Below are 26,938 nucleotides of genomic sequence, written 5' to 3'. Positions count from 1 at the left end.
TATCTACCTGCTAATCTATTTCTTTCCTTTCACATAATCCGCATCAAATAAGAACAACTTCATCAGTAGCATGAGAGAAGGAATAAGCAATAACAATCCACCAATAAAAGCAATGATTAATGCTAGCCCCATCGCTTCATTTGTTGCAGCATCACTAATGGTTACATACGGATAGAGTAGATATGGATAGTGTCCGATCCCATATGCAAAAAAGGCTGTTAGAAATTGCAGCATGATACTCACAAATGCCAAACCATAATACTTCCCTCTATAGATCAACCACATCGCAATCATAAAAAATCCGACTGAGAGCCCAAGTAGCCACCAAAGATCCATCATATTTGAGAAGTGACGCTCGTTATGCTGGCTTATCGCAATAAAGGCCGTTAAGGCAGACACAATCATTGGCGTTCCCCAGAATAACGTATATCCTCTCACTATTTTTAATGATTCCGTATCCTGAGCTCGGTTCGCATAAAACGAAAGGAAAGCTGCACTAATAAATAGCACGGAGACAATAGCAAGCACTACAATACTCCATGAAAGTGGGCTACTGAATAACTCTGCAAATTGCAGCGAGACCGTGCCATTCTCTTCCACAATAAATCCACCCTCAGATAAGGTTAAAGCTACGGATAAGGAAGCTGGAATGAATAACCCTGTAGACCCGTAAAGAAACATATAGATATTACTTTTCTTTGCCCCATAATTATGAAACGCATAAAAGGATCCACGGATAGCCAAGAGAATGATCGAAATACTTGCTGGCACTAGTAACGCTGTTCCGTAGTAGTAGGCAGTGTCAGGGAAAAATCCAATAATGCCAACAAAAAAGAATACAAAAAATACATTTGTAACTTCCCATACTGGTGATAAGTACCTGGATATTAATTGATTCATGATGTGATCTTTTTTTGTAAGCTTTGCATAATAAGCAAAGAAACCAGCACCAAAATCAACAGAGGCTACAATGATATAGCCGTATAAGAAAATCCAAAGAACGGAAATTCCAATCATCTCATAGCTCATCATGTTCACTCTCCTTTTTTACTGGATACTGTCTCTCAAGCTCTGCTTCCACTGGATTCTGTCGGAATAGCTTTGTTAATGTTGTCAAACAGACGATTGCAAGAACAATATACAAACCTAAGAATAAGAAGAACATTAAACCAAGATACGGAGAGGTGGTAGCCCCTTCTGCAACAGTCATATAGCCTCTAATAATCCACGGCTGTCTTCCAACCTCCGCATAAATCCAACCAAATTCAACAGCTAGAAATGCGAGTGGTCCAGTACTGACAATCATCAGCAGCATCGGTTTACTTAGCTCGTTCCATTTCTTGAGTTTCTTTAATACAAAGTAGAAGAATGATACTGCTACCAAAACCATGCCAATTACAGCCATGAAATCAAACATATAGTGAACCCAAAGTGGAGGAATTTCTTCTTCAGGAAACTGATCCAAACCTATGACTTCACTATTAAAATCATTATGAGCCAGAAAACTTAATGCTCCTGGAATACGGATAACCCCAGTCGGTTCATTGTCTTCATTCAACCAACCAAATAGAATCAAATCTGCATTTTTCTCCGTTTCAAAATGCCACTCAGCAGCAGCTAGCTTTTCCGGTTGATGCTCAGCTAGAAACTTTGCCGATGTATCTCCTGATAACAAATTAATTGCCCCAAACACAAAAGCCACTGCAAGCATGAGATTTAATGCTTTTTTGTGATAGCTAGATGCTCCTTTTTTTAGGATCATAAAAGCCGCAATCGCAGCTAATAAAATCGCACAGGTTAAGTATGATGAAGTTAATACGTGAAAGACCTTAGAAGGAGTAGCGAGACTAAACATCGCCTCAATGGGATTTACCTCGGAGAGATCTCCACCTTCTAAGACAAATCCAGCTGGTGTATTCATAAATGAGTTAACTGTTGTAATAAAAATGGCCGAGAACATCGAACCAATGACTACTGGAATAGAAAGCAACCAGTGGATGATTGGGTTCTTAAATCTGTCCCATGTATACAAATAAATGCCTAAGAAAATCGCTTCAAAGAAAAAAGCAAATACCTCCATAAATAAAGGCAGGGCAATAACATTCCCTGCAACCCGCATAAAGTTAGGCCAAACAAGCGATAGCTGTAGACCAATGGCTGTACCTGTTACCACACCAATGGCGACCGTAATCACAAACCCTCTCGCCCATCGTTTAGCCAGCAGAATATAATGCCTGTCCTTCTTTTTGATTCCAACGAACTCAGCTATACAAATCATTAAAGGCACACCCACACCTATCGTCGCAAAAATGACGTGAAATCCTAGTGTCATAGCCGTAATTAAGCGGCTCAGTAATACCGTATCCATCTCCATTGACTCTTCCTCCCACCTAACAACCATGACCACACTAAAGTTTGTGATCTATTGAGCATATTCTAATACTAGTTTGTTAAATAAGGGTGAAATCATTCAAATGTTTGAAAGATCGACACAACTTTTCGACAAATTTTTTGAACGGCATGAAACGCAAAAAAGACAAGGATGCCCGCACCCCTGCTTGTTAAGCGTACTCATTATTTAAACCACTGCGTCACTTTTCCTTTTCCATTTTCTGACTCCACTTTCGCATAAGCACCGTTAATCAACGTTAACTGTGGAGGGACATGTCCACAGTCAATGTCATAAATAACCGGCACACCTAATTCTTCGGTTAGATCCTGATACACATCTTCTGCTGTATACCCCTCAACTGGAGTGTTTGCTGCACTTCTGCCAAATAAGATACCTGAACAATCTTCAAACCATCCCGCTAATTTCATTTGAATGAGTGCTCGTTTTAAATCTGTTGTTGTCATCTCACAGTTTTCAAAATACCAAAGCACTGGCTCTTCTTCAATGAACCGTCTTCTAAAGGTTGCTACATCGCCATATGGAGTACCCACTAGATGATGAATCACATCCACACAACCTCCAAGTAGACGACCTTCAATTTCTACTCTTTGACCCGTTGTCGTTTTCCATTCTGTTGTTTCTGTCAAATGAAAAACGTGAGGACTTGGATTTTCAAAATCCCACTCCTTTTGATACATTTCGGAGGAATATTGTATGACCTCGCCACCTGATTCGGTTGAAAGCACTTGCTCCCACATCGCCGTAGTCGCATCATACTCTTCTCCTCTTAGGTCCACTAGATTTGTTCCATGTGCGGTTGCAATACCTGTCTGTAGTGTCACGGTTAAAAGGAGCATACTCACATCTGAGTAACCTAGGATCCATTTCGATTGTATCGATTCAAAATCAAGATGCTCTAGTGTTTCCATTAACAGCTCGCCACCCCATGGAGGGATAATTAGGTCCACCTGGTTATCTGTCATCATCTGATTGAACTCTTCTGACCGTTTTTCAGCCGAAGCAGATTTAGCCTTAATCTGCGTCCAAACCGTCTCTCCATATTGCAAACGGTAGCCCTTCTCTTCTAAGCGAGCGGAGGCTTCCTTCACAATATGATGCAGGTCGATTGGTACACCGGATGAAGGGGCTGTCACGCCAATTTTGGCGCCTTTTCTCATGTGAGGGTATGTAATCAAGGTCTATCGCATCCTTCCAAATTATTTTTTCTTATCTTCCAAAACTTCACCTGCATTTAACATCTTATTTATAGACTAAAGCAAATGCTTGAAAAACTAGGAGGATCGTCATGAGCACAACAAAGAAAAAGAAAAAACAAACCAGTGCTTCCATCTATCAAGTCGTTTGGAAGTGGCATTTTTACGCTGGCATTATTTCAGCACCATTTTTATTTATTTTAGCATTTAGTGGAAGCGTATACTTGTTTAAACCTCAAATTGAAGCTTTTTTATACCAGGATTATTTAGTGGTTGATCATGTAACTGAGGATCGATTATCCTTTTCCGCTCAAAGAGATCAAGTAAAAGAAACCTATCCCGATGCCTCGATTTCATCTTTTGTCTTAAAGGACGAACCCGACGCGACAACCGAGTTTCTCATCAGCGAAGATGGGGAATCTGCCTCGGTTTTTGTTAACCCTTACACCGGAGACATACAAGGAAAGCTAGCTGATGATAATCGACTTATGACTATTTTCAAGAAAATACATAGTGAGCTCTGGATTGCCGGCACAATCGGAAACCGAATTGTTGAACTTGCTGCCTGTTGGGCTATCATTCTATTAATAACTGGCTTATACATTTGGTGGCCGCGAAATCGCGCATCTATCTGGGGAACCGTGTTACCAAGAGTTCGTAAAAAAGGAAGGCTTTTTTGGCGCGATATGCATGCAGTTCCCGCCTTTTGGCTATCCATTTTCATTCTAATTCTTATCGCAACTGGACTACCATGGTCAGGCGTATTAGGCCAACAAATCCAAAAGCTTTCGACTGCCCCTGATCACTCTTATGCTTGGCAGGAACGTCCGGAATCCATCACACTCTCAAAGGACGCAGCAGATGGTATTCCATGGGCCAATGAAAATTTGGAGATGCCCGAATCTGAGTTTGAAAGCGAGTATCTACCTATCTCAATAGAAGATGTAACTCACATTGCCGAAATGGAAGACATGGCCTATCCCTATACACTATCCTTACCTGATGGTCCAACAGGTGTATACACCATTTCTCATGAAACAAATCGTCTGGACCTTTCTACAAAGCACATTGACCAATATAGCGGCACAGTGTTAGTAAGTAGAAGTTTTCAAGATTTCGATCTTATTCCAAAGCTAGTATCAGCAGGGATTGCCTTGCATGAAGGGCGACTATTTGGCTGGCCAAACCAAGTACTTGGTCTGATCACTTGTTTAGGGTTGATGGGTATTGTCGTCAGTTCATTTGTTATGTGGAAAAAACGCAAACCAAGCGGAAAGCTAGGTGCCCCACCAGGATCTAAAGATAAAAAGGTGACAAGAGTCGTATTCTTTATTATGCTTGGACTTGGGCTAATTTTACCCTTAGTTGGATTATCTATTATATGTATCTATCTTTTAGATCGTTTTATCTTCTCTAAACTATCATTTTTCTCATCAAAACACGAAAAGACACAACAAAGGACTGGATAATATGACATTTCGTTTATCTATCATGATGGTACTCTTACTCTTCCTTGCAGCTTGTGGCTCTGCACCGGAACTCGATTCAACCATTACAGAACAAGATCCAATTGAGACAGACTTAGACATCAACGTTGATGCAGCACAAGAAACGTACGCAACTTCGTGCATACGCTGTCATGGTGGGGATCTCAGTGGTGCGAGTGGACCGTCTCTTATAGACAATCCATTTACACCGGAAGAAATTAAAGAAATCATCGAGAATGGACAAGGAACCATGCCACCAATCAGTCTTTCAGACGATGATAAGGAGAATCTAGCCAACTGGCTATCTACCCAATAATCTATCTTAAAAAGGAATGATTGAACATGAAGAAAAAGAACTATGGCCTTCTACTCGCTTTACCTATCTTGATTCTAAGTGCCTGTAATAGTGGGGAAGAAACGGAAATGCCAGTAGCTGAAATTATAGAAGTCCATATCGACCTACCAGAATCGTCCCCTACAAATGAAAAGATAGAGATCCCTGTTCAAGTAACACAAGGCGATGAACCAGTGGATGACGCAAGAGACGTTGTCATTGAAATATGGGAAGACCAAGACCGAGAAAATGGATTTTTAGAAGAAGCAAAACTTCAATCAGACGGAATTTATCAGATTGATTACCTATTCGAATCAGATGGCATCTATCTCGTACAAGCTCATGTCACCGCCCGAGACATGCACTCCATGCCTACCAAACCAATCATCATCGGAGACGTCTCTGAACAGGATATTAATGCTTTTAACGAATCAGGTGGAGCCTCATCTGAAGAACAAGGCGAAAGCAATCATCACCATTAAAGTATTGAGCCCCTTCCGATTCGGAGGGGGTTTTTGCTGTTTATAGCTAAGCGTGAACGCTGGCTCTTGGTGGTTCTCCTTTTGGCTTGGTAACACCTTACTTCTTCTTGCTAAGAGGGACCTCCTCTTGCTAAATAGTGTAGGCGTCTTGCTTAAATATGTAATCATCTTGCTATAGGGTATGTATTCTTGGTAAGCCATTGTTCTTTCTTGTTATCTAGGTATAGCTCTTGATGAATGAACATTATTTCACCAAGGAAGTTCCTCCGTACGATACTCAATTCCTAATTCTTCAAACCAGTTATTTAAACCCGCCCAAAGAGCTTCACATAATTGAAAGATCTGGTCTGTATCATCAAGTTTTCCCTCCATCACCTTGCGGGCCAGCTCCTCATAACCCGCTGGCTTCGAGCTCATGAGTAAGGATTCCTCATACGTCCTAGCACGAGTACTATAATACTGCTTATTGGCTAAACCTATCAGCTTTGCAGTCTGCCAAGTTAAATCACACGCACCCATTGGAATATAATGAGCGTTATCTGCATGATGAAAGGTATTCCGCAGCTTTCCTAACGTCTCATATGGTTCCCATATCATAAACTCTCTCATCGTTTCACGAAATCGCTCATTAGGAATCTCCAAAGGTAGCCTTCTAACTTCCTCAAAGATTTGCTTCGGGTCATAAATGGGCTGAATATGTATATACGATCCTGCACTAACAGGCCAAGCATCACTCATCTCACTTGCCCGATTCAGCATTGCTTGCTTTTCTATTGAGCTAATCTCGACTTTAAACCGACCGTAAATAAGCTCGTGACTAGGAACAGGGTGACCCTCCCTCGTAATCACGTGCATCTCCATATCAGAATAAGGTCCTGTTGTCCCTAAACCCATAGATCCATAGAGACCAATAGCTAAGATGGTATCATCATATTTCGCGAGCAGTTTATCCTTAATCATAATTGCTAATTTTTGTTTTTCATTGAGTGTAGTAGGTGTTGGGTAGGGCAACATATGATCACTCCTTCGTTAGAAACATTGACTCGAGCACTACCAGGTTATTCGCAAGCCAGTGCATTTCCTCTGCGAATCTTGCAGGTGGTCCCGTTAACTGCTCAGTATTATGATCTATCCACCATTCGCTTTCCATGTACCATAAGCCTTTTAATGCACCTATTAATTGCTCCGTGCCGAATGTCCGAAATCGATTATACCCCTCTAAAAATGCTAAAGCTAAACTCGTATCACATTCATTCTTATACAATGACCCGCCAATAACAGCTCTTGCCACATCGAGTTCAGGATAATCATAGCCTAATCGATCAAAATCTAATATGGACGTAAGCTGCTGGTCTTCAAATAGAAGATTATCAAACCATAAATCACGATGAGACCAACCTGTAGCTCCAAAACAAACACCTTCCATCTGTTCTGTGGCTACAATTTGTGTTTCAATTTTCGCTACCAACGTAGTTGATATAGTACGATCACCAACATCATTCAGAAGATTCTCCCAGTGTTGAAGCCTTTGCTCTCGTCTAGGAGGTAAAAATATGGGATGTGCCTTAGGTGGCAGTCTCCCATCATTCAATAAATCATGCATTTTTCCAGTCATCAAGCCAAGTTCAAACATATGATCTTTCTCAAGCTGGCCAGCACGAAGAATTCTTCCATCACAAAAATCCATCACAATAAATAACTCATCACACTTAGACCTTTGTATCACTTCTCCATTACAAGTCCATATTCTTGGCGTTGTAAGTCCTTCACTACGTAATCGATTTTGTTGATTTAGCGCCCTTTCTATATCAGTCAGCTTATACTTCTTTAAACGTTCCTTATTGTATTGTTTAATTAATAGCACGCCCTGTTGAGTCTTCACCTTCCATTTTAGGTTCAACCATCCGCGATGGATTGGAGTAGCATCTAAAATAGTTAGATTAAAAAGCTCTGTACAGGTATCGAGAATATCTTGAAGTATGTCATCTTCAGTGAACGATATTGGCATGATATAAATCCTTTCTTTCACATGATCTCGCTACATACTTCTATATTCATTTCTGACTTCCCTTTAAATAAAAAAACACGGTCACTGTTAAGAGCGTGTTTTTTCCCACCAAAAATAAGACAACACCCCAATAAGGCGTTGTCTTTCCATCATATTATGACTTCGGCAACGGTGCCAATACAGATACCAACTCTTTCTCAATTAATTCCTGCCAGAAAGCCTCTGGTATATGGACACTTAATGCATCAAGGTCCTCTTGTATCCGTTCTGGTCTTGTAGAACCAGGGATCACTGCGGCCACAGCGGGATGAGCTGTTGAAAATTGCAGAGCCGCTGCTTTTAAACTAACTCCATGGCTCTCCGCTATATCCTCAAATTGCTTAATTTTTTCTTTGATTTCTGGAGGAATTTCTCCATAGTTATAGTTTTCACCACCAAGAAGTGCTCCTGAGCTATATGGTGCTCCTACTACAATTCCCATGTCTTTCTTTTCGACTTCGGGCATCATGCGACGCAAAGTTTCCTTATGATCTAACAGTGTATACTGAGTCGCCTGCAGACTAATGCTTGGGTGCGCCTCTTCTAACTGTAACGCAAGCTCGATTGGGATCGTTGTGTTGACGCCAAGTCCCCATCCTTTGATGACACCTTGCTCTTGAAGCTCATCTAAAACTTTAAAGGCACCTGTTCTGGCCTGTTCAAACTTAGCAATCCATTCATCTCCATGAAAATCAGGTGATAGATCGTGTACAAATACCATATCCAGCCGATCTGTTTTCAAACGCTCCAGACTTTGCTTGATTGAACGGTGTGTAGCTTCAGCTGAGTAATCGGTAATCACCTTATTTGCACGTCCAAATTCAAATAACCCTTCTTTATTCTCTATCTCTTCTTCGATCACTCTTCCAACCTTAGAGCTCAATACATATTCATCGCGATTTTGTTTAGACAGAAATGCACCTAGCCTAATCTCTGCAAGCCCTGCCCCGTAAAAAGGAGCTGTGTCATAATAACGGATCCCTGCATTCCAAGCAGCTTCAATCGTTGCTTGTGCTTCCTCTTCCGGAACTTCTCGGAACATATTTCCCAGTGGTGCTGTACCTAGACCGATCTTTTGGCTTATTATATGCTTCATGTTTATGTTTCCTCCTCGGATTACTTATCTATAATTCAAAATTTCCTTTCTGAGGAGGAATTAAACATCAATATTTCTCCCTATCCAAGAATAAAGATTAGAATATAGATAAATTCAACTACTCTCTACTAAGTACATTCACTACCATATTTATCAATCTCACAAATCATTGATTGTCCTGCCCTTTCTCATATACAATAGTAAACTAGGGACTTTTGTAGGCAATTCTAAGGAAACGTGATAAACTTCTGCAAAAGCTATGTTGTGCGAAATATGTCAACATATGAAACCAACCTTAACCCACTACTTATAGGTGTGATGAAAATGAAGAAAAAATGGATTGTTCTTTTACTACTTTTGATAATTGCTATTGGAATAGGGATATATATAAATGGTTCAACTCAATCAAAACCATCCTTTCAAGAGGTAACGATTGTTGATAATGAAGAGATTGATGAATCTGAGCAAACAGATCCTCCAGAGGAAGAACCGGAGACCATTGAGGATGACAATGTGGAAGAAACCGAACAAGGTCCGTTATCTGACTTCATTGTAAGAGCTGCTCAAAACACGGTTCATTTCTTTTCAAATAGGGAAACCAAGATTACAGCTATCGGAGATTCTCTGACTCAAGGAATTGGTTCAGTGAATGAAGAAGGCGGTTATGTAGGGATTTTGGATCGGTCTATTAATCAATCAGAACAGGTTGTCACAGTTAACAATTTTGGTAGACGTGGGAATCGTTCGGCTCAGATGTTAGAGCGTCTAGAGCTGCCGGAAGTGGTTGATTCTATCGAAGAATCTGATATTGTTCTCATTACAATTGGCGCTAATGATATTATGCGCGTGTTAAGAGAAAATATTACTGATTTGAATCTAGATCCATTTTATGAAGAACGAGATTTATATGAAGAAACACTAAATGAAATTACTGACACTATATTTGAAATGAATCCGAACACTGATATTTACCTTCTAGGAATCTATAATCCTTATCTTCAATACTTTGGTGATGTGGAGGAATTAGGTGTAATCCTAGAGGAATGGAATGATACCACGGAAAATATCGCTGATGACAACGATCAGATTTTCTACGTGCCAACAGAAGACTTATTTAGCGAAGATACTGAAGGTGATCTTTTAGCTGATGATCGATTCCATCCGAATGATGCGGGTTACAAACTTATGGCCCAACGTGTACTAGATTATTTAAGTGAAGACGAAGGATGAGTGTATGAAGACTGAAGATAAGAAAAAAGCGAATTGGAAGGTTTGGTTTATTGGATTGATCTCTCTTAATATCGCGGTAGTGCTCGGTCTGGTTATTTTTATCTTCTGGCCACCACCAAGTGCGGAATACCCACCCGATCAAAGTAATGACTACGGCAGAAGCTCTGAATTTATTGTGCAAACCACTAAACAAAATATAAATGACCTTTCAAATGCATATATTGACCAATTTTTAGATGGAACAACTCATAACTATCAACTTGAAATAGATGAAGACATCCATTTAATCGGAGAGCTACCAGTCTTCTCGACCACTCTTCCCTTGTCCGTTCGCTTTGAACCGTTCGTACAAGACAATGGAGATCTGATCCTAAGACAACAGTCTATTTCATTAGGTTTACTTGAGCTCCCAAATCAAAAGATTATGGAATACCTCGATCGATACTTGCCGATGCCTCCGTGGGTTACCGTAAACCCCGCGGATGAGGAAATCTATGTCGCCGTCACGGATATGGATATCCGTAGTAATTTCCAGGTTCAAGTAGAACGGATCAACCTCGAGCAGGATGATCTAGCATTTAAAATCATTGTGCCTTACCGGACATTAGGAATCGATGCAGAACCCATTGAACAATAATTGGAATCCCCTCGCTTTTAAATAAGCTGAGGGGTTTTTTGTTTAGAAATGATCTTTTTCGTTTATACAACGTGTAAGGCAATGTAAATAGAACGGAATACAACAATAAGTAGAAAGGATTGATAGGAGTGGCCCTATTAAATAATCTGCAAGAGATTGATCCCGACCCATTACAAATCCTCGATAAAAAAGGAAAAGTCGTGAATGAGTCAGTCATACCTGATTTAGATGACGACCAATTAAGAGAAATCATGCGTCGTATGGTGTATACCCGTACATGGGAAAAACGTGCGATTAATTTAAATCGACAGGGCCGTTTAGGATTTTATGCGCCGACTGCTGGACAAGAAGCATCAATGATTGGCTCTCAATTCGCCCTTGATAAAGAGGATTGGATCCTACCAAGTTACCGAGACATCCCGCAAATTGTGTTTCATGGATTTCCTCTTTATCAAGCCTTTCTATGGTCAAAAGGCCATATGGAAGGTGGAAAAATCCCTGATGATGTGCCCATGGTTATACCGCAAATTATCATCGGAGCTGCATTTATTCAAGCGGCGGGTGTTGCTCTTGGTTTAAAACGTAAAAGCCCTGATAACATAGCCATGGCTTTTATAGGAGACGGCGGCTCCTCACAGGGTGATTTTTATGAAGGCATTAACTTTGCTGGTGCCTTTAACGTTCCGGGTGTGTTTGTTGTCCAGAATAATCATTTCGCTATATCGGTTCCTTTTGAAAAACAAACAGCTGCTAATTCAATCGCCCAAAAGGCCGTAGCTGCTGGAATCAAAGGCATCCAAGTCGACGGAATGGATGTACTTGCCATGTATCAAGCTTGCAAAGAAGCAAGAGATCGAGCCGTGAATGGAGACGGTCCTACACTCATCGAGACCCTCACCTATCGATATGGCGGCCACTCTACACAAGGTGACGATCCCTCTCGCTATCGTTCAGATGAATTAGATGAAAAATGGGCAGAAAGAGATCCCTTAATCCGCTTCCGCAGCTATTTAGAAGAAAAAAATTTATGGAACGAAGAAGACGAGGAAGCCGCAGCAAAACAAGCAGAGGATGAATTAAAAGAAGCGATTGAAAAAGCAGAAAGCATACCTGAGCAGCAAGTAGATGAGTTGCTTAAAAATATGTATGAACAGGAACTACCTCATATTAAGGAACAACGTAAGGATTACGAGTAAAAATTGAACACGGGTGCAGCGCATGGTCGGGGGTATTGCGGCTATGCGCTGTGATTGAATTTGCGCACTGTCTACGGTTTTTGCGCACTAACCTCATCTTTTTGCGCATTCTCACTGTTTTTGCGCACTTCCCTTCCGTTTTCGCGCATCCTTTAATTTTTCCGCGCACTTTCCTCCTATTTCCGCGCATTCTCAAAATTTCCGCGCACCCTCCTTCCATTTTCGCGCATTCCCAAATTCCGTAGACACTCTATGACAGGTCCTGATACAATCCTATGTCATTTCCAAAAGGGTCCTTGAATGTGCACCATGCGGCAGGCACGCCTTCTCTGGTTTGTATTTCTTCGATGTGTATTTCTAATTCTTGCATGAGGCGTTGGCGTTCTTCATTAATATTGATGACTCCTAGACGTATGGGGGCGGAATCAATGGGTGGTTTGCCTTCCGCTACTTGGAGCCACGCTCCAGGAATTAGCTCCCACTCTGCAAATCCTTCGTGGGGAATAAAGTCCGGATTTCTGTTCAAAAGTTTTTTGTACCACTGCAATCCCTCTTGATAATCTGAAATTCTCAATTGAAATGTGACGCCTTCATATCTATGAATTGCCTTCACCTTCTTTCAATCTATTCTTAATGTAATCCTGCGCATTCTCTAACCTACCCTTACTTCTCTTCTAATAAGTAAATTCCTCTAAAATTATAGTATTAGTGAGAACAGTTGTAATTATTGTACAAAAATTCAATTGACAATTACTCTATCTGGTTATACACTCATTGAGAATGATTATTGTTATTGAATACATAATATACGGACGTATTCACTCACATAGGTTAAACAAAACTCCATGACAAGGTAGGGAATTAAAAATGACTTTAAAGAAAACGGTCTCATTTAAATGGTTAGTTAGCTCGGCTGCACTTGCAGTGGTACTTACAGGGTGCGGAAGCGAGTCTTCTGATGCTCCTGAGGAGAATGACGCAGAAAATACAGAAACAACGGAAACAGAAACAGCTTCTGAAGAAACGGGTGCTGAATATCCACTTGTAATTGAACATGCTTTTGGGGAATCTGTACTTGAAGAAAAACCTGAACGAGTGGCAACCGTTCAATGGGGAAATCAGGATATTGCGCTTGCTCTTGATGTCGTACCTGTAGGTTTCTCAGCAGCAAATTTTGGGATTATGGATGATCGAGGTCTTCTACCTTGGACAGCAGAAAAAGTAGAAGAGCTAGGTGAATCAGATCCTAATGTGTACCAAGATACGGACGGTCTTGATTTTGAAGCAATCTCTGACTCCAATCCGGATGTCATTCTTGCTGCTTACTCTGGCATTACTCAAGAAGACTATGATCTTCTTAGCCAAATCGCTCCAGTTGTAGCGTATCCAACGTCTCCTTGGACAACAACGTGGCGTGAACAGATTACAATGAATGCAGCGGGTATGGGTATGGAAGAAGAAGGTGAAAAACTCGTTGAAGAAACAGAAAGCTTAATTGAAGAAACAGCTGCAGAGCACCCTGAAATTGAAGGAAAAAATGTTTTATGGGTGAACTTCTCAGCCAACGACTTATCAAGCTTGCACCTTTATACACCAGTTGATACGCGTGTATCATTTTTACAAGAGCTAGGATTAGTTTTTCCTGAGGGAATCTCAGAAATGATTGAGAATGATACGGATTATTCATTAAGCTTAAGTGCAGAGAATGCAGATGCTCTAAACGAAGCGGATGTAATCGTTGGGTATGGTGATGATGACCTTCTTGAAGCATTACAAGGTGATTCTCGTCTAGGACAAATTCCAGCTATTGAACGAGGCTCCGTTGTCTTCATTGATGGGAACTCTGATTTAGCTGCTGCTGGAACACCGAATCCACTTTCAATCTCTTATACTATTGATCAATATGTAGATTTAATCGGAGAAGCGGTCGACAAGATCGAGGAATAGACCATTGAATAAGAATAAGAAAACAAACGCGCATCTTCCAAAACATTTTTGGAAGGTGCTCATTCTTTCTTTTGTCATGCTATTAACCTGTATTCTCGCCTCTCTCATTTTTGGTTCTAGGGTTGTAACAAAGGCTGATCTGCTAGCTGGGTTATTTTATCCAGAGGTTGAATCCTATGGAGCAAGCGTGGTACGAGAGAGGATTCCCCGAACTATTTTTAGCTTATTCTGTGGCGCGGCACTTGGTGTGTCAGGGGCGCTTATGCAGGCAGTAACGCGAAATCCTATTGCTGATCCTAGTATTCTAGGGGTTAATACAGGTGCAGCCTTATTTGTTGTGATTGGCCTTGCTTTTTTAAATATCAGCACAGCCGGTCAATATATTTGGCTCGCCATCACTGGCGCTATGCTTACTGCCATTTTTGTATACGGAATTGGTTCGATGGGGCGAGCAGGAGCTACGCCTCTTAAGCTTGTTCTGGCTGGTGCAGCTACAAGTGCAGCCTTATCTTCCTTAGTTAGTGCGATTATGCTTCCTCGCTCGTATGTCATGGATCAATTTAGATTTTGGCAAGTGGGTAGCCTCGGATCTGCCAACTGGAATGCCATTACTACGTTTCTTCCATTTCTTATTGTGGGAGTCATCTTAGCTCTTATAACGGCCCCCGCTCTTAATGCATTAGCACTTGGAGATGAAGTGGCGACCGGGCAAGGTGTTCGAACAGGAGTACTACGGTTGGCTGCGGCTTTTGCGGGTGTCATTTTATGTGGAGCCGCTACTGCGCTCGCCGGACCTATTGGATTTGTTGGACTGTTATCCACTCATTTGATGAGGCTTATTCTCGGACCCGATCTGCGGTATATTATTCCTATGTCCGCTCTATCAGGAGCCGCTATCCTGACCATATCAGATGTAAGTGGTAGAATCATTGGTAGCCCCGGAGAGCTTGAAGCTGGAGTTCTCACTGCATTTTTAGGTGCTCCTATCCTAATATACTTGGCGACAAGAATGAAAGTGCGATCATTATGAGACAAACTATAATTGAAAACCTAGCAGCAGGCAGACGAAAAAGACGTCGCCGGTGGATCATTGTTAATAGCATTCTACTATTACTTGCCTGTATCCTCTCCATCGCTATGCTAATGATCGGGAACACCATTTACCCAGTTAGCGATGTGATTCGGGTTTTAATGGGAGAATCCGTTGATGGAGCTACATTCGCAGTAAATACCATTCGCCTACCAAGAATGCTAGCTGGCCTTTTTGCTGGTATTGCATTTGGCATCGCAGGAAATACCTTTCAAACCATGTTGCGAAACCCTCTTGCTAACCCAGATATACTAGGGATAACGGCAGGTTCAAGTGTGGCCGCTCTATTTTGTATTTTGATTCTACGTACAAGCAATACAACCATTTCGATTGCTGCGGTCATTGCAGGTCTGGTTACCGTTGTCATCCTCTACTTACTAGCTAAAGGGAAGTCTTTTTCAGTTGGACGACTTATTTTAGTCGGAATTGGTATCCAAGCTATGCTAAGTGCGGTGATCTCATATTTTCTTTTGATAGGTGCTCAACAAGATATTGCTACTGCTCTTAGGTGGCTCAGCGGAAGTCTAAACGGTTCGCAAATGAATGCGATTTTCCCTTTAATCTTAACGGTATTGATCTGTGCTCCGATCGTCATCCTTTTAGGTAAACACCTAAGTATATTGGAGCTTGGCGAACAATCAGCTTCTTCACTTGGTCTAAATACAGACAAGTCCAGGATGTTGCTTATTCTGAGCTCAGTTTGTATGATCGCCATTGCTACGGCAACGACTGGACCCATTGCATTTGTTGCTTTCTTATCTGGACCGATTGCCAAACGCCTAGTCGGAATTGGCTTTTCAAATGTGATCCCATCAGGTCTTGTTGGGTTAAACCTGGTTTTGGCTGCTGACTTGATTGGACAGTTTATGTTTGAAGTCCGCTTTCCCGTTGGCATCATTACTGGTTTGCTCGGAGCGCCATACTTGCTCTACTTACTCATTCGCATGAATCGAAAGGGAAGTTTATAAAATGAAACCTACACATACGTTCCAAACTGAACAAATCGTAGCGGGTTATGACGACAAAACCATTCTGCATGGCATTGATGTTGTGATCCCAAGCAATCGCATCAATGTCATTATTGGCGCGAATGCCTGTGGAAAATCAACACTACTTAAAACGATGGCAAGACTTATCAAGCCAGAATCAGGAAACATCACTCTTGACGGGAAATCCATTGCCAAATTTCCACCTAAACAACTAGCTCGAGTACTAGGTATCCTTCCACAATCTCCAATTGTTCCGGAAGGCATCTCTGTAACGGACCTCGTTGGACGAGGAAGATTCCCGCACCAATCTTTGCTCCAAACATGGTCAAAGAAAGATTACGATGCCGTTGCTGAGGCAATGGAAATTATGGATATCACAGAGCTTGCAGACCGGAATATCGATGAACTCTCAGGCGGTCAAAGGCAACGCGTCTGGATTGCCATGGCACTGACACAACAAACAGATATTCTATTTCTAGATGAACCAACCACTTTCTTAGATATCACGTATCAAGTGGAGATTCTGGACTTGCTTACAGACCTCAATCGCAAACGCGGAACAACCATTGTTATGGTCCTGCATGATATCAACTTATCAGCTCGCTATGCCGATCATATCTTTGCGCTTCGCGAAGGAGAACTGATTGCTGAAGGTCCACCATCTGAAGTGATCACAACCGCATTAGTCAAAGACATTTTTGACCTTGAATGCACGGTGGTTAAGGACCCTGTATCGCTCTCTCCTATGGTCATACCAAAAGGACGATATCATGTTCATAATTAAGCACCGTATTCACTAAAAAAGAGTCTTCCTAATTAAAGGAAGACTCTTTTTTCGCTTGTTATAGTTTCCCTGACTCCAAACCATTGGCTAAAAAGAACTTCAGCGCTGAGTTTAAAAAAGGTGGAACAACAGTCATATGACCAGTACCCTCGATACAAACGTATTGAGCTTCTATATTCGGTTGCTTCTCTAACTGTTCATACACCCATTTTGCATCATCGACCATATGCCCTTTTTCCTTTTCCCCGACACCTATGATGATTCGTTTGTTTTCTTTAAGATCAAATGAATGAATCAACTCTTTAAGATAGCCACCTTTCCACCAAATAGATGGACTACCTGCCAAGTATGTCGAGAAAAGATTGTTTCTCTTGATCAAAGTGTGCACCACACACAAACCGCCTAAAGAATGCCCAAAGAGTGCGCGATCCGTTTTATGTAGAGGAAATTCCTTTTCAAGAGCAGGAATGAGCATATGCTCTAAGAAATCTAGGAAATGGCTTATACCTCCTGTCTGACTGGCTTCAACCTGTTTCAAAAATCCTAATTCTGAGCTATCAACCTGTTCTGTGTAATCATAGAATCGGCTTTTCCGGCAAAATGGCTCCATTGTCTCATAACCGATCCCAACGATTATAGCAGGAGGGTACCCGTGCGGAGGTCGAGTTTGTAAGCGGCTAATTTCCGTGACAGCTGCAAACCATGCATTCCCATCCAACACAAACATGACTGGGAATCCCTCACTTGGTACCTCTCCTGTTGGGATTGATATAAAAATTCGTCGTTTTGGAAATCCCTCATCAGAGCATTCCCAAACAACAGTATTGGGAATTTGATAAGAGCCTGTTTGCTTAAACATAGTAGGAGCTCCTTTGTTAGTAGATTAACTCTTCAACTGATAATAGTTATCATTATACTGTATTTAAGGGATAGATACATGTCTCCTTCTTGATAACAGTCACCTGACTCTTAGTATTGAAGGTTCGAGCTTGGTCAATTGAATTCTGACTTGGTAAAACATAGATTCCTCTTAATAACACCGTCTTCCCGTTAGTAAATCGGCGTTTGTCTTGATTCCTCAGCCATTGTTCTTGGCAAGGACCTCATCACCACAATTCAAAGATACAGAAGCAACACAAAAAGAGCATGAGTTCTACACTCATGCTCTAAAACTTGATTAACCTATATTCATCTACTCTTCGATAAAAGTGAATCTTGAAGCTTCCTCCAAAGACAGGATAAATGCTTTAAGTAATTCCTTAGTTGCTACCAAGTCTCTCATATCAATGACTTCAACCGGCGAATGGGCATAGCGTGATGGAATGGACAACACCCCTGTAGGCACACCATTATTAGCAAGGCTCATTGCGCCTCCGTCTGTGCCAATGCCAGGGAACACCTCCAATTGATATGGAATCTCTTTTTCATCAGCTAAACTAACCAGTGCGTTTTTTACAGCCGGATGAGAGATCAAGCTAAAATCAAGAACCTTAATTCCCGTACCCTCTCCAATCGCTAGCGTACCATCCATAGTTTCCTCAGGTGTATCACTTACAGCTGTAGTGTCGAGTGCAATGGCAACATCTGCTTCTACTTGTCTAGCTGCTACTTGAGCACCACGCAAACCAACTTCTTCTTGTACAGTGAACACAGCCGTTACAGTTCCAGTAAAGTCAGTACGATCTAACTCCTCTAATAGGGTAATCATTACTGCACATCCTGCGCGATCATCAAATCCCTTTCCAACAAAACGGCCCGTCGTTTCATCTCCTAGATACTCCATGTTCGGCTTCCACGTAACCGGTGTGCCCACTTCAACACCCATTTGAGTCACTTGCTCTTTGTTTTTAGCACCAATATCTATGTATAGCTGACGGTGATTTCGCACCTTGCTTGCATCATCAAATTTTGCGTAATGAGCGGAAATACTGCCAATCACTCCCGTTAATAACCCCTTTTTCGTCCGGAGCTGGACCTTTTGGGTTAACAATAAACGGTCATCATTTCCTCCAAGTTTTTCAAAGCGTAGTAACCCATTTGCTTCAACCTTCTTCACAATAAAACCAACTTCATCCATATGTGCGGTCATAACCATTTTTGGACCCGGCTTCGTTCCTTTTTTTGTAGCAAATACATTCCCTAAAGCGTCCACCCTGACTTCATCAACAAGAGACGTTACTCTATCCCTTACCCATTTACTCACTGGCTGCTCATTCCCGCAAGGACCATGCAATCCCGTTAACTCTTCTAGTAATTTTTTCATTCTGATTCCTCCTATAGTAGGTACCATTCTTATAGGATAGTATACCTTTTTATTTAGCAAAGCGAAATAAAGAGCAAAGGAGCGTGAAAAAAATTCCTCTTAATAGAAGAAATTAGCTTTTACGTTTTACTTTGTAAGGGTATCCAACTAAAAAAGGGGGCGCTACGAATGAAGAAAATGAAGAAAACCGCTGGTATGGTTTCGATCGCATTTCTACTCGTTGGATGCCAAAGCTCAGAGGATGAGCAAGAGACAATGAATGCCAATCAGGCTGAAGAAAGCCCTGAAGACGAGAGAGCTTCAGATGAAAATGAAGAAGTAGAACCGGAAGATCATGATGACGAGAACGAGCTCAATGAGGATAATGACGATGAACCATCAGATGAAAATGAAGAGGAAGAGGATAATCCAGATACCTATGGCGGAACTCAAGAAACACCAGATTATTTCATTGATACACACATGGTTAGCTATGAAAATGCCTTTTACACAGCCTTCTATATCAAGCGTGATGCAGAGCAAGACTTGCAACCTGAAGACCGCTTAGAGAGATCACTGATCGACAGTGATCCTTCTGAACAAGATATTCTTAGCTCCTTTACTGAAATGTCTGTAGAATGGCCGACTCTCTATGTGAATTTTAATGTAGATGACAATCAACTATCAGCAACAACCGCACAAAGTAGTTTATTCTATGACTCATTAATTGGAATTAGTGCTTTATATGGAATAGAAGAAATTATCTTCTTAAATCCTGACGGAGAGGAAGATATTTATGTCGCTGAACGAGGCGTTCAAGAACCTATTATTATTGAAGATGAATACGAAAGAGGTCTAACACGGGGCTATTATACAGTCTATGATGAGGAATTAGAGCAAACCTTGTTTCTAACTGGTGGAGCGTTAGAGGAACAAGTTGAAGGTGAAAATGGAGAACCTTTATCCTTTTCAGAGACAGTCGAAGAGATGAAGACAGTAGATCATGAGGAAGCATTCTACACTTCCGCAATAGTGGATGGAATCGAAATCGTTCATGCAACAAATGAAAACGGAGTGGCTACAGTTCAATATACGATGGACGACGAAAACGTAACAGAAGCGGATCAGACTGTCTTCGAAAACGCGATCCAGCTCGCAGCTCTCGACTTTCATGTCTCGGAGCTACGCTTAATTAATGACACCAAGCAAGAAATCATTACGTACCCATTAGTAGGTCAATAAATTGAACTGGGACATAACCATACAGATGATATAAAAAGAGGAACAATTTGAATCGATTGCACAGTTAAAGCTGATTTGCTCAGTTGTCAGTAACTCAATCTCATTCAAATAAGCTAAAACTAGCGTAGGACATACACGGAGACTCCGGTGGGAGCAGAGGCCTAGGTGAGACTTCGCAGTGCGTCAGCACAAGGAGGCTCACCAGCCGCCCACGGAAAGCGGAGTGTATGTCCGGAGCGGTAGCCTTACTCTCTTATTTCTAATTGACAAAAACCCGGATCATTATGCGAGTAAAACAGCATAATGATCCGGGTTTTTAGATAGCTAAAACAGTTCTGTCCTAGCTCCTTTAATTACCCTTCGAAATACTCATTAATTTCATCAACAATAATTTTAACAGACTCTAGTCCACTTCCGCTTAGGTACCATACCTCAGCATTCAATTCGTGGATCTGGTCGTTTTGAGCAGCATTTGTACGGTTAACAATGTCATTGTCTAATGTCTCTGAAGCACTCGCTTCGTTCCCAATTGAAGCACCTCTATCAACGACAAAGATATTGTCAGGGTTCACGCTATCAATGTATTCAAAGTTGACTGTCTCACCATGGTTTTCTGCTGAAATTTCATCCGCTGCTTCAATACCTAGCTCACCATGAATAATACCAAAACGTGAACCTTCACCAAACGCACTTACAGAACCTTCATCAACCGATAAGATCAGTGCATTCTGATCAGAGTTTGATGCTTTATCATTTACTTCACTAATTGTCTCTTGGATACCAGCCAACTGTTCATCAACCTGGTCTTGTGCATCAAAAATATCACCTAATACGTGCATATTGCTTTCAAAACTTTCCATGAAGTTTTCTTGGTCAACAGCTAAGTAAACCGTTGGAGCAATTTCATTTAGTTCATCAAAATTATCAGAAGCTCGTCCAGAAATAAAGATGACGTCTGGTTGCATTTCATTAATTAACTCAAAGTTTGGCTCAAACAATGAACCTACATCTTCGTACTCATCGCCTTCAAATTCAGACAAATAACTAGGAACATTATTCGCTTTAGGTACACCCGTAATCGTTCCACCAATGGCACGAATGGAGTCAGTCACTCCGTTATCAAAAGAAACCACTGTTTCAGGATTAACCGGAACCTCTACCATTTCCCCGCCTAGCGACTCAACTTCAATTGTCTCAGGTGTATCTCCTCCTGCGTCCGCAGATCCTGTGTCGTTATCTTCTGAATCTGAATCTCCGCCGCATGCTGCAAGACCTACTGCTGTAAATGCTGTTAATGCCCATAGTAATTGTTTTTTCATAATAAAATAGCCTCCTGTGATTTTCTCTCTATTGGGAATATTCTTTGTATATGTAGCAAGCGTGTTCTTACTTGCCTCACCTCCCTTACCTGCTTTTCATTGAATTTAAGTAAAGTACACGCAAATTCGATTACTGTTCACTTCTTCAATAGCAATATCCATGTCATAAATAGTACGCAAGGATTGAGGGTTAATAATGTCATGACAGGCACCCTCTTCAACAATTCGACCGTCTTTCATCGCCACAATATTATCTGAATAACAAGATGCAAAATTAATGTCATGTACAACAAGTAAAATTGTTTTTCCACGTTTATCAACAAGATTGCGCAATGTCTTCATAATCGAGACAGAGTGTTTCATATCTAGATTGTTTAAAGGCTCATCGAGAATGATATAGTCCGTGTCTTGAGCAAGCACCATCGCAATATACGCACGTTGACGCTGCCCACCACTGAGCTGATCTAAGTATTTGTCTTGCATCTCTCGCAAAGACATATAATCAATTGCATCATCTACGTGAAGCCAATCTTCTTTTGACAGTCGATTTTGCGAATACGGGAAGCGTCCAAAACTGACAAGCTCACGAATCGTTAATCGAATATTAATGTTGTTTGCCTGTTTTAGAATGGACACTTTTTTTGCCAATTCCCTACTTTGAAATGAATCAATTTCTTTTCCATCTACAAGTACTTGACCTGTATCCTTTTTCGTCAATCGGCTCATGAGCGAGATCAGCGTACTTTTCCCAGCCCCATTAGGACCAATAAATGATGTAATGGTCCCTTTTTCCACGCCGACACTAACGTCATCCAGAACTTTTTTTCCATCGTAGGATTTACTTATTCCTTTTACTTCTATTGCTATGGGTTTCGTCTTTCGTAATGGCTGTACGTCGCGCTCAATCACTGGAGTGGTCATTATGTTTTTGTCCCCCTTAAAAGTAAGTAAATAAAGTAAACGCCGCCAACAAAGTTAATCATGACGCTAAGTGGCGCTGAATAAGCAAAGACTCTTTCTACAAGCAATGTTCCCCCGACTAAGGCAATAATGCTTACAAGTAAGCTCGTGATAGCCAAGTGGGTATGTTTATACGTTGTTAATAGCTCTCTCGCGACGTTAACAACAAGCAAACCAAGAAATAATATGGGACCGACAAGTGCTGTGGAAATGGAAACAAACATGGCAATGACAATTAGAAATTTCCGAATGGCCTTATCGTAAGGTACACCCAGGTTCACTGCTTGGTCGCGTCCTAAAGAAATAGCATCAAGGTATTTTAAATAGGGCCATATGTACAAAATAGTTAGCGCGATTAATGCAATAGAAATCCAGAGAAGCTCGACATTAATATTGCTAAAACTAGCAAACATTCGATTTTGGATTGTTAAAAATTCGTTTGGATCAATCAAGACTTGCATAAATGTCGACATGCTTGAAAATAAAGTCCCAAATACTATCCCTACAAGCAATAAGAAGTATAAATTCTGCTGCTCTCTTCTAAAGAGCAAGGCATACAGTAAAAGGGCAAACAGTACCATACCAACAATCGAGATTCCAAAATTCACATAGCGACTAATAGTGGCCAACCCTACCGTTCCAAAAACAAACACTAGCGTGGTTTGGATAAGCATGTATAAAGAATCAAGGCCAATTATACTTGGCGTTAAAATTCGATTGTTTGTGATTGTTTGAAATATCAATGTAGAAAAAGCGATGACTCCTCCAACAATAATAATGGCAGCTACACTTTTTCCCCTTCTAGGCAAGGCGTAATCCCACCCTGTTGGTGTTAAACCAACAAACAAAAATGTTAGAATTAGTCCGAGTGACACGGCTCCGAATATAATATAAATCCATTTAGGCTGCATGTTTAGGTCTCCTTAAGAGCAAGTAAAGGAAGATTGCGCTCCCGATAACGCCAACCATTAAGCCGATTGGAATTTCGTATGGATAAATAAGGACACGCCCTAAAATATCGCAGATCAGCAAAAATATCGCACCAAATAAAGCAGTTTGAGGCAAACTATTTTTTAAATTATCGCCCCTCATAATCGAAACGATATTTGGAATAATTAAGCCTAAAAATGGAATGGAGCCAATCGTTACAACAATGGTTGCGGTAATCATGGCAACAATTAATAATCCAACATTCATAATCCTCTGGTAATTCATCCCGAGGTTTGTTGAGAAGTCCCTCCCTAATCCAGCAACTGTAAACCTGTTCGCAAACAAGAATGCAATCACAACAAGAGGAATGCCTATGTATAAGATTTCATAACGACCACGGATAACAAGTGAAAAACTCCCCTGCATCCATGAAGACAGGCTTTGAATCAAATCGTATCGGTACGCCAAAAATGTCGTAACCGAATTAACTACACTTCCAAGCATCAGTCCGACTAAAGGAACAAAAATGACGTTCTTAAATCGAATACGTTCTAAGATTTTCATAAATAAAAAGGTACCGCCTAAAGCGAATAAAAAAGCGACAAACATCCGTTCAATGGTACTTGCTTGTGAGAATACAAGAATAGCAACCAAAATACCAAGGCGAGCCCAATCCATTGTACCCGCAGTTGTGGGTGACACAAATTTATTTTGAGTTAGTTGCTGCATAATCAATCCACAAACACTCAAACTCATGCCGACAATGAGAATGCTAAGCAATCTTGGAACACGACTAATGAGAATGGTCTGGACTTGATCGTCTGTAAACCGGAATAGGTCAAGCGGTGATATGTCTTGTACGCCGATAAATAACGAAGAAAGAGATAATAAAATAAGTAATGGCAGTAAGTATTTGATTCGCATATTCAGTTAACATGAAAGAAACATGCTGCTTGCCTCCTTCTCACATATGTATAATAATGATACTCATTATCAATTACCACCTTAATGTTATCATCTTTTGACCATACGTCAAGGGTAAAGAAACCATTACTAGAGTTCAAAAAGCTTAATAAGGTTGTGTGAGTACTCTTGCTCATAATAAAAAGCCTATTAACAAAATCTTTTAATAGGCTCGTTTTCAATCTAATTATTTTGCTACCTTGATTTTAAATACTGTAGCTGTCAGCGTTTTCTGGGGAAGCTATAAGACAACAGGTGTACTCATTGACCTACTTAACTAATACTAGCAGTTGGTCTTACAATCATTTCATTGACATCCACATCTGCCGGTTGTTCAATTGCAAACTGGATCGCACGGGCAATGGCCTCTGAAGGAATTGCATTTTTACGATATTCCTTCATCACTTGACGAGCCTTCTCGTCTGATATCGTTTCTGCTAACTCTGATTCTGTTACACCAGGTGAGATATTCGTTACACGGATGCCTTCTTCAACCTCCATACGAAGTCCTTCAGATATAGCACGTACAGCAAATTTTGTAGCACAATAGACTGCTGCCGTGGGGGAAACCGCATGGCCACCAATCGAAGAAATATTTATAAACTGACCAAATCCTTGTTCCTTCATAATTGGAAGTCCTGCTGCAATACCGTGAAGAACACCACGAATATTGACGTCTATCATAAGATTCCATTCATCCACTTTGAGCGCTTCCAGTTTTGATAGTGGCATCACTCCTGCGTTATTTATAATCACATCTACTTTTCCAAATGTTTCTTTTGTATAGTTTATGAAATCATTCATTTGATCTGCTTTAGTAACATCAAGCACTTGATATTCTGCATTTCCCCCTTTTGAACGGATCGATGATGTAATGGACTTTAAGTTTTCGGTTCTTCTTGCCCCTAAAACAACTTGCGCTCCATTATTGGCAAGTAGCCGTGCCGTTGCTTCTCCAATTCCACTGCTTGCTCCAGTAATTGCAATAACTTTCCCCTCAAGAATAGACATAATAACCTCCTCATATTTTTCTTATTTAATTTCACGATAAAGAATCATTCCTGCGTGATAGAGGACATCATTTCGAAAATCCCCATCCGCTGTAAAACCTGTATCGTCTACATAATCAATATGGTTCTCTGTGATCGTATACGTACCTTGATAAGCACTAAGCTTATTTCCGCGTGCCTCATCATAACGTCCATTAGGTAGAAGTTCATGTCGAATATATCCATCACGTGTAACCCACATACCAATATACGAGTGCCCTTCATCACTAAACTGATTCGGCATGTATTCACCCCCTTTGTCATTTACTATGGCAGAATAAAATGTTTATAAGGTAGCCGAATAACAGACAATCATTGCCTAATCCTCTGAAAAACCATAAAATGTACCAAAAAGGAGATGAGATCGTGAAAGGAGAAAATGTACGCAACTCATTCATGGAAAAGCAAAAAGAATTAGCTCAATTCATTCAGCAATTCTGTGATAAAGACGGTATTTTCAGCACTGATATACCTTGCCTACACTTCATTCGTGTTTCTCATAAGCTGGAACCCTTATATCAAATTCATAAACCCGCGTTATGCATTGTCGCCCAAGGGACAAAAGTCGTGATTATGGCGGAGGAAATCTATCAATATGATCCTTCAAAGTATCTCGTTGTATCAGTAGACTTACCCTTATCAGGTGAAATCATTGAGGCATCAGATGAGCTTCCCTACTTGTGTCTCAGATTAGATTTTGAATCAAAACAGATCTTCGACATACTCAAGGAATCAGAACAGCTTAAAATCAAGGAAACAGATTCACATAGAGGGTTATTTGTCAGCAATATACATTCTTCTTTGTTAGATGCTGTTTTAAGACTTGTTCATTTATTAGATACTCCAGAAGATATTTCTGTTCTCGCTCCTTCTGTGATTCGAGAAATTTTATACCGTATTCTTCAAGGCGATCAGGGTCGTTCTGTGAAACAGGTCGCTATGATTGGCAGTCATGCTGAGCGTGTAGTGAATGTTATTAAACAAATTAAGCAGGACTTTACACGCCCCATAGGTATAAAAAGATTAGCTTCAATTGCTAACATGAGTGAGTCCTCTCTTCACCATCATTTTAAGCAAGTCACTGGATCAACTCCCCTTCAATATCAGAAGCAACTAAGGTTACAAGAGGCACGACGACTTATGCTTTCTCAAACAATCGATGCCGCTAACGCAAGCTTCCAAGTAGGATACGAAAGTCCTTCTCAATTCAGTCGTGAGTACGCACGACTATTCGGTCTACCTCCAATTAGAGATATGCAAAGAATACGCAACATTAATCAAATAAATCTATAAAATAAAAAAGCAGTG

27 protein-coding genes are annotated in these 26,938 nt (G+C 40.9%); 12 read left to right on the top strand and 15 right to left on the bottom strand.

The window, feature by feature from the left end:
- Nucleotides 1-15 precede the first annotated feature (15 nt).
- From J2S05_RS11670 to J2S05_RS11660, 3 genes are all read right to left on the bottom strand, one after another.
- On the bottom strand, nucleotides 16-1,029 hold the full coding sequence (locus J2S05_RS11670; RefSeq protein ID WP_306983468.1) for a cytochrome d ubiquinol oxidase subunit II: 1,014 nt from the start codon (nucleotides 1,027-1,029) through the stop codon (nucleotides 16-18).
- The gene (locus J2S05_RS11665; RefSeq protein ID WP_306982983.1) at nucleotides 1,019-2,374 is read right to left on the bottom strand and encodes a cytochrome ubiquinol oxidase subunit I; all 1,356 of its coding nucleotides are present in this window, start codon (nucleotides 2,372-2,374) and stop codon (nucleotides 1,019-1,021) included. Before J2S05_RS11665 ends, J2S05_RS11670 begins: the two co-directional genes overlap by 11 nt.
- Before the next feature lie 200 nt (nucleotides 2,375-2,574).
- A complete protein-coding gene (locus J2S05_RS11660) occupies nucleotides 2,575-3,588 on the bottom strand; it encodes a S66 family peptidase (protein ID WP_306982981.1) in 1,014 nt (337 codons plus the stop codon).
- A gap of 110 nt (nucleotides 3,589-3,698) precedes the next feature.
- Between J2S05_RS11660 and J2S05_RS11655 the strand changes: the two genes are divergently transcribed.
- Genes J2S05_RS11655 through J2S05_RS11645 form a run of 3 tightly spaced genes read left to right on the top strand, consistent with a single transcriptional unit; the run spans nucleotide 3,699 to nucleotide 5,909 of the window.
- On the top strand, nucleotides 3,699-5,075 hold the full coding sequence (locus tag J2S05_RS11655) for a PepSY-associated TM helix domain-containing protein (RefSeq protein WP_306982979.1): 1,377 nt from the start codon (nucleotides 3,699-3,701) through the stop codon (nucleotides 5,073-5,075).
- Nucleotide 5,076: 1 nt separating this feature from the next.
- On the top strand, nucleotides 5,077-5,409 hold the full coding sequence (locus tag J2S05_RS11650; protein WP_306982977.1) for a c-type cytochrome: 333 nt from the start codon (nucleotides 5,077-5,079) through the stop codon (nucleotides 5,407-5,409).
- 26 nt (nucleotides 5,410-5,435) lie between these two features.
- Nucleotides 5,436-5,909, top strand: coding sequence for a FixH family protein (locus J2S05_RS11645; RefSeq protein ID WP_306982975.1), 474 nt, complete (start codon nucleotides 5,436-5,438; stop codon nucleotides 5,907-5,909).
- A gap of 249 nt (nucleotides 5,910-6,158) precedes the next feature.
- Here the strand turns inward: J2S05_RS11645 and J2S05_RS11640 are convergent, their stop codons facing one another.
- The 3 genes from J2S05_RS11640 to J2S05_RS11630 form a co-directional block, all read right to left on the bottom strand.
- Complete coding sequence (locus J2S05_RS11640) at nucleotides 6,159-6,923, bottom strand: kanamycin nucleotidyltransferase C-terminal domain-containing protein (RefSeq protein WP_306982973.1); 765 nt, start codon at nucleotides 6,921-6,923, stop codon at nucleotides 6,159-6,161.
- Between the two features lie 4 nt (nucleotides 6,924-6,927).
- A complete protein-coding gene (locus J2S05_RS11635; RefSeq protein WP_306982971.1) occupies nucleotides 6,928-7,917 on the bottom strand; it encodes a phosphotransferase in 990 nt (329 codons plus the stop codon).
- 154 nt (nucleotides 7,918-8,071) lie between these two features.
- Nucleotides 8,072-9,052: an aldo/keto reductase gene (locus J2S05_RS11630; RefSeq protein ID WP_306982969.1), complete on the bottom strand. Its 981-nt coding sequence runs from the start codon at nucleotides 9,050-9,052 to the stop codon at nucleotides 8,072-8,074.
- A 324-nt stretch (nucleotides 9,053-9,376) separates the two neighbouring features.
- Between J2S05_RS11630 and J2S05_RS11625 the strand changes: the two genes are divergently transcribed.
- The 3 genes from J2S05_RS11625 (at nucleotide 9,377) to pdhA (ending at nucleotide 12,115) form a co-directional block, all read left to right on the top strand.
- Nucleotides 9,377-10,282, top strand: a complete 906-nt coding sequence (locus J2S05_RS11625; protein ID WP_306982968.1) for a GDSL-type esterase/lipase family protein — start codon at nucleotides 9,377-9,379, stop codon at nucleotides 10,280-10,282.
- Nucleotides 10,283-10,286: 4 nt separating this feature from the next.
- Nucleotides 10,287-10,919, top strand: a complete 633-nt coding sequence (locus tag J2S05_RS11620) for a YpmS family protein (RefSeq protein ID WP_306982967.1) — start codon at nucleotides 10,287-10,289, stop codon at nucleotides 10,917-10,919.
- Nucleotides 10,920-11,047: 128 nt separating this feature from the next.
- Entirely contained in the window at nucleotides 11,048-12,115 is a 1,068-nt protein-coding gene (gene pdhA, locus J2S05_RS11615; RefSeq protein ID WP_306982964.1) for a pyruvate dehydrogenase (acetyl-transferring) E1 component subunit alpha, read from the top strand.
- A gap of 250 nt (nucleotides 12,116-12,365) precedes the next feature.
- Here the strand turns inward: pdhA and J2S05_RS11610 are convergent, their stop codons facing one another.
- Nucleotides 12,366-12,728 carry a VOC family protein gene (locus J2S05_RS11610; RefSeq protein WP_306982961.1) on the bottom strand — a complete coding sequence of 121 codons (363 nt, stop codon included), beginning with the start codon at nucleotides 12,726-12,728 and terminating at the stop codon, nucleotides 12,366-12,368.
- A 254-nt stretch (nucleotides 12,729-12,982) separates the two neighbouring features.
- Between J2S05_RS11610 and J2S05_RS11605 the strand changes: the two genes are divergently transcribed.
- The 4 genes from J2S05_RS11605 to J2S05_RS11590 are packed head-to-tail and all read left to right on the top strand — an operon-like array spanning nucleotide 12,983 to nucleotide 16,925.
- Nucleotides 12,983-14,062, top strand: coding sequence for an ABC transporter substrate-binding protein (locus tag J2S05_RS11605; protein ID WP_306982959.1), 1,080 nt, complete (start codon nucleotides 12,983-12,985; stop codon nucleotides 14,060-14,062).
- A gap of 4 nt (nucleotides 14,063-14,066) precedes the next feature.
- A complete protein-coding gene (locus J2S05_RS11600) occupies nucleotides 14,067-15,092 on the top strand; it encodes a FecCD family ABC transporter permease (protein ID WP_306982957.1) in 1,026 nt (341 codons plus the stop codon).
- On the top strand, nucleotides 15,089-16,120 hold the full coding sequence (locus tag J2S05_RS11595; RefSeq protein WP_306982955.1) for a FecCD family ABC transporter permease: 1,032 nt from the start codon (nucleotides 15,089-15,091) through the stop codon (nucleotides 16,118-16,120). The genes J2S05_RS11600 and J2S05_RS11595 overlap by 4 nt, the downstream gene beginning before the upstream one ends.
- 1 nt (nucleotide 16,121) lies before the next feature.
- Nucleotides 16,122-16,925 carry an ABC transporter ATP-binding protein gene (locus tag J2S05_RS11590; protein ID WP_306982954.1) on the top strand — a complete coding sequence of 268 codons (804 nt, stop codon included), beginning with the start codon at nucleotides 16,122-16,124 and terminating at the stop codon, nucleotides 16,923-16,925.
- Nucleotides 16,926-16,983: 58 nt separating this feature from the next.
- On the opposite strand, the gene J2S05_RS11585 is transcribed toward J2S05_RS11590, so the two are convergent.
- A complete protein-coding gene (locus J2S05_RS11585) occupies nucleotides 16,984-17,784 on the bottom strand; it encodes an alpha/beta hydrolase (protein WP_306982952.1) in 801 nt (266 codons plus the stop codon).
- A 333-nt stretch (nucleotides 17,785-18,117) separates the two neighbouring features.
- Nucleotides 18,118-19,188, bottom strand: a complete 1,071-nt coding sequence (locus J2S05_RS11580) for a M42 family metallopeptidase (protein WP_306982951.1) — start codon at nucleotides 19,186-19,188, stop codon at nucleotides 18,118-18,120.
- Nucleotides 19,189-19,356: 168 nt separating this feature from the next.
- Between J2S05_RS11580 and J2S05_RS11575 the strand changes: the two genes are divergently transcribed.
- Nucleotides 19,357-20,409 (top strand): hypothetical protein, encoded by a 1,053-nt coding sequence (locus J2S05_RS11575; RefSeq protein WP_306982947.1) that lies wholly within the window; start codon nucleotides 19,357-19,359, stop codon nucleotides 20,407-20,409.
- A gap of 353 nt (nucleotides 20,410-20,762) precedes the next feature.
- On the opposite strand, the gene J2S05_RS11570 is transcribed toward J2S05_RS11575, so the two are convergent.
- The 6 genes from J2S05_RS11570 to J2S05_RS11545 form a co-directional block, all read right to left on the bottom strand.
- Nucleotides 20,763-21,728: a siderophore ABC transporter substrate-binding protein gene (locus J2S05_RS11570; RefSeq protein ID WP_306982945.1), complete on the bottom strand. Its 966-nt coding sequence runs from the start codon at nucleotides 21,726-21,728 to the stop codon at nucleotides 20,763-20,765.
- Between the two features lie 105 nt (nucleotides 21,729-21,833).
- The gene (locus J2S05_RS11565; protein WP_306982942.1) at nucleotides 21,834-22,649 is read right to left on the bottom strand and encodes an iron ABC transporter ATP-binding protein; all 816 of its coding nucleotides are present in this window, start codon (nucleotides 22,647-22,649) and stop codon (nucleotides 21,834-21,836) included.
- Nucleotides 22,649-23,599 (bottom strand): iron chelate uptake ABC transporter family permease subunit, encoded by a 951-nt coding sequence (locus J2S05_RS11560; RefSeq protein ID WP_306982941.1) that lies wholly within the window; start codon nucleotides 23,597-23,599, stop codon nucleotides 22,649-22,651. Before J2S05_RS11560 ends, J2S05_RS11565 begins: the two co-directional genes overlap by 1 nt.
- Nucleotides 23,589-24,542, bottom strand: a complete 954-nt coding sequence (locus J2S05_RS11555; protein ID WP_306982939.1) for an ABC transporter permease — start codon at nucleotides 24,540-24,542, stop codon at nucleotides 23,589-23,591. The genes J2S05_RS11560 and J2S05_RS11555 overlap by 11 nt, the downstream gene beginning before the upstream one ends.
- Nucleotides 24,543-24,854: 312 nt before the next feature.
- Nucleotides 24,855-25,592 carry an SDR family oxidoreductase gene (locus tag J2S05_RS11550; protein WP_306982937.1) on the bottom strand — a complete coding sequence of 246 codons (738 nt, stop codon included), beginning with the start codon at nucleotides 25,590-25,592 and terminating at the stop codon, nucleotides 24,855-24,857.
- Nucleotides 25,593-25,613: 21 nt separating this feature from the next.
- Complete coding sequence (locus J2S05_RS11545; RefSeq protein ID WP_306982935.1) at nucleotides 25,614-25,874, bottom strand: Atu4866 domain-containing protein; 261 nt, start codon at nucleotides 25,872-25,874, stop codon at nucleotides 25,614-25,616.
- Nucleotides 25,875-25,996: 122 nt separating this feature from the next.
- On the opposite strand from J2S05_RS11545, the gene J2S05_RS11540 reads away from it, so the two are divergent.
- The gene (locus tag J2S05_RS11540) at nucleotides 25,997-26,923 is read left to right on the top strand and encodes an AraC family transcriptional regulator (protein ID WP_306982933.1); all 927 of its coding nucleotides are present in this window, start codon (nucleotides 25,997-25,999) and stop codon (nucleotides 26,921-26,923) included.
- The last annotated feature ends 15 nt before the right edge of the window (nucleotides 26,924-26,938 follow it).

This window comes from Alkalicoccobacillus murimartini, assembly GCF_030813245.1.
In the GTDB taxonomy this organism is placed as follows: Bacteria; Bacillota; Bacilli; order Bacillales; family Bacillaceae_D; genus Alkalicoccobacillus; species Alkalicoccobacillus murimartini.
The sequence above is the reverse complement of the archived record's forward strand: the minus strand, read 5'-3'. Positions and strand labels throughout refer to the sequence as shown.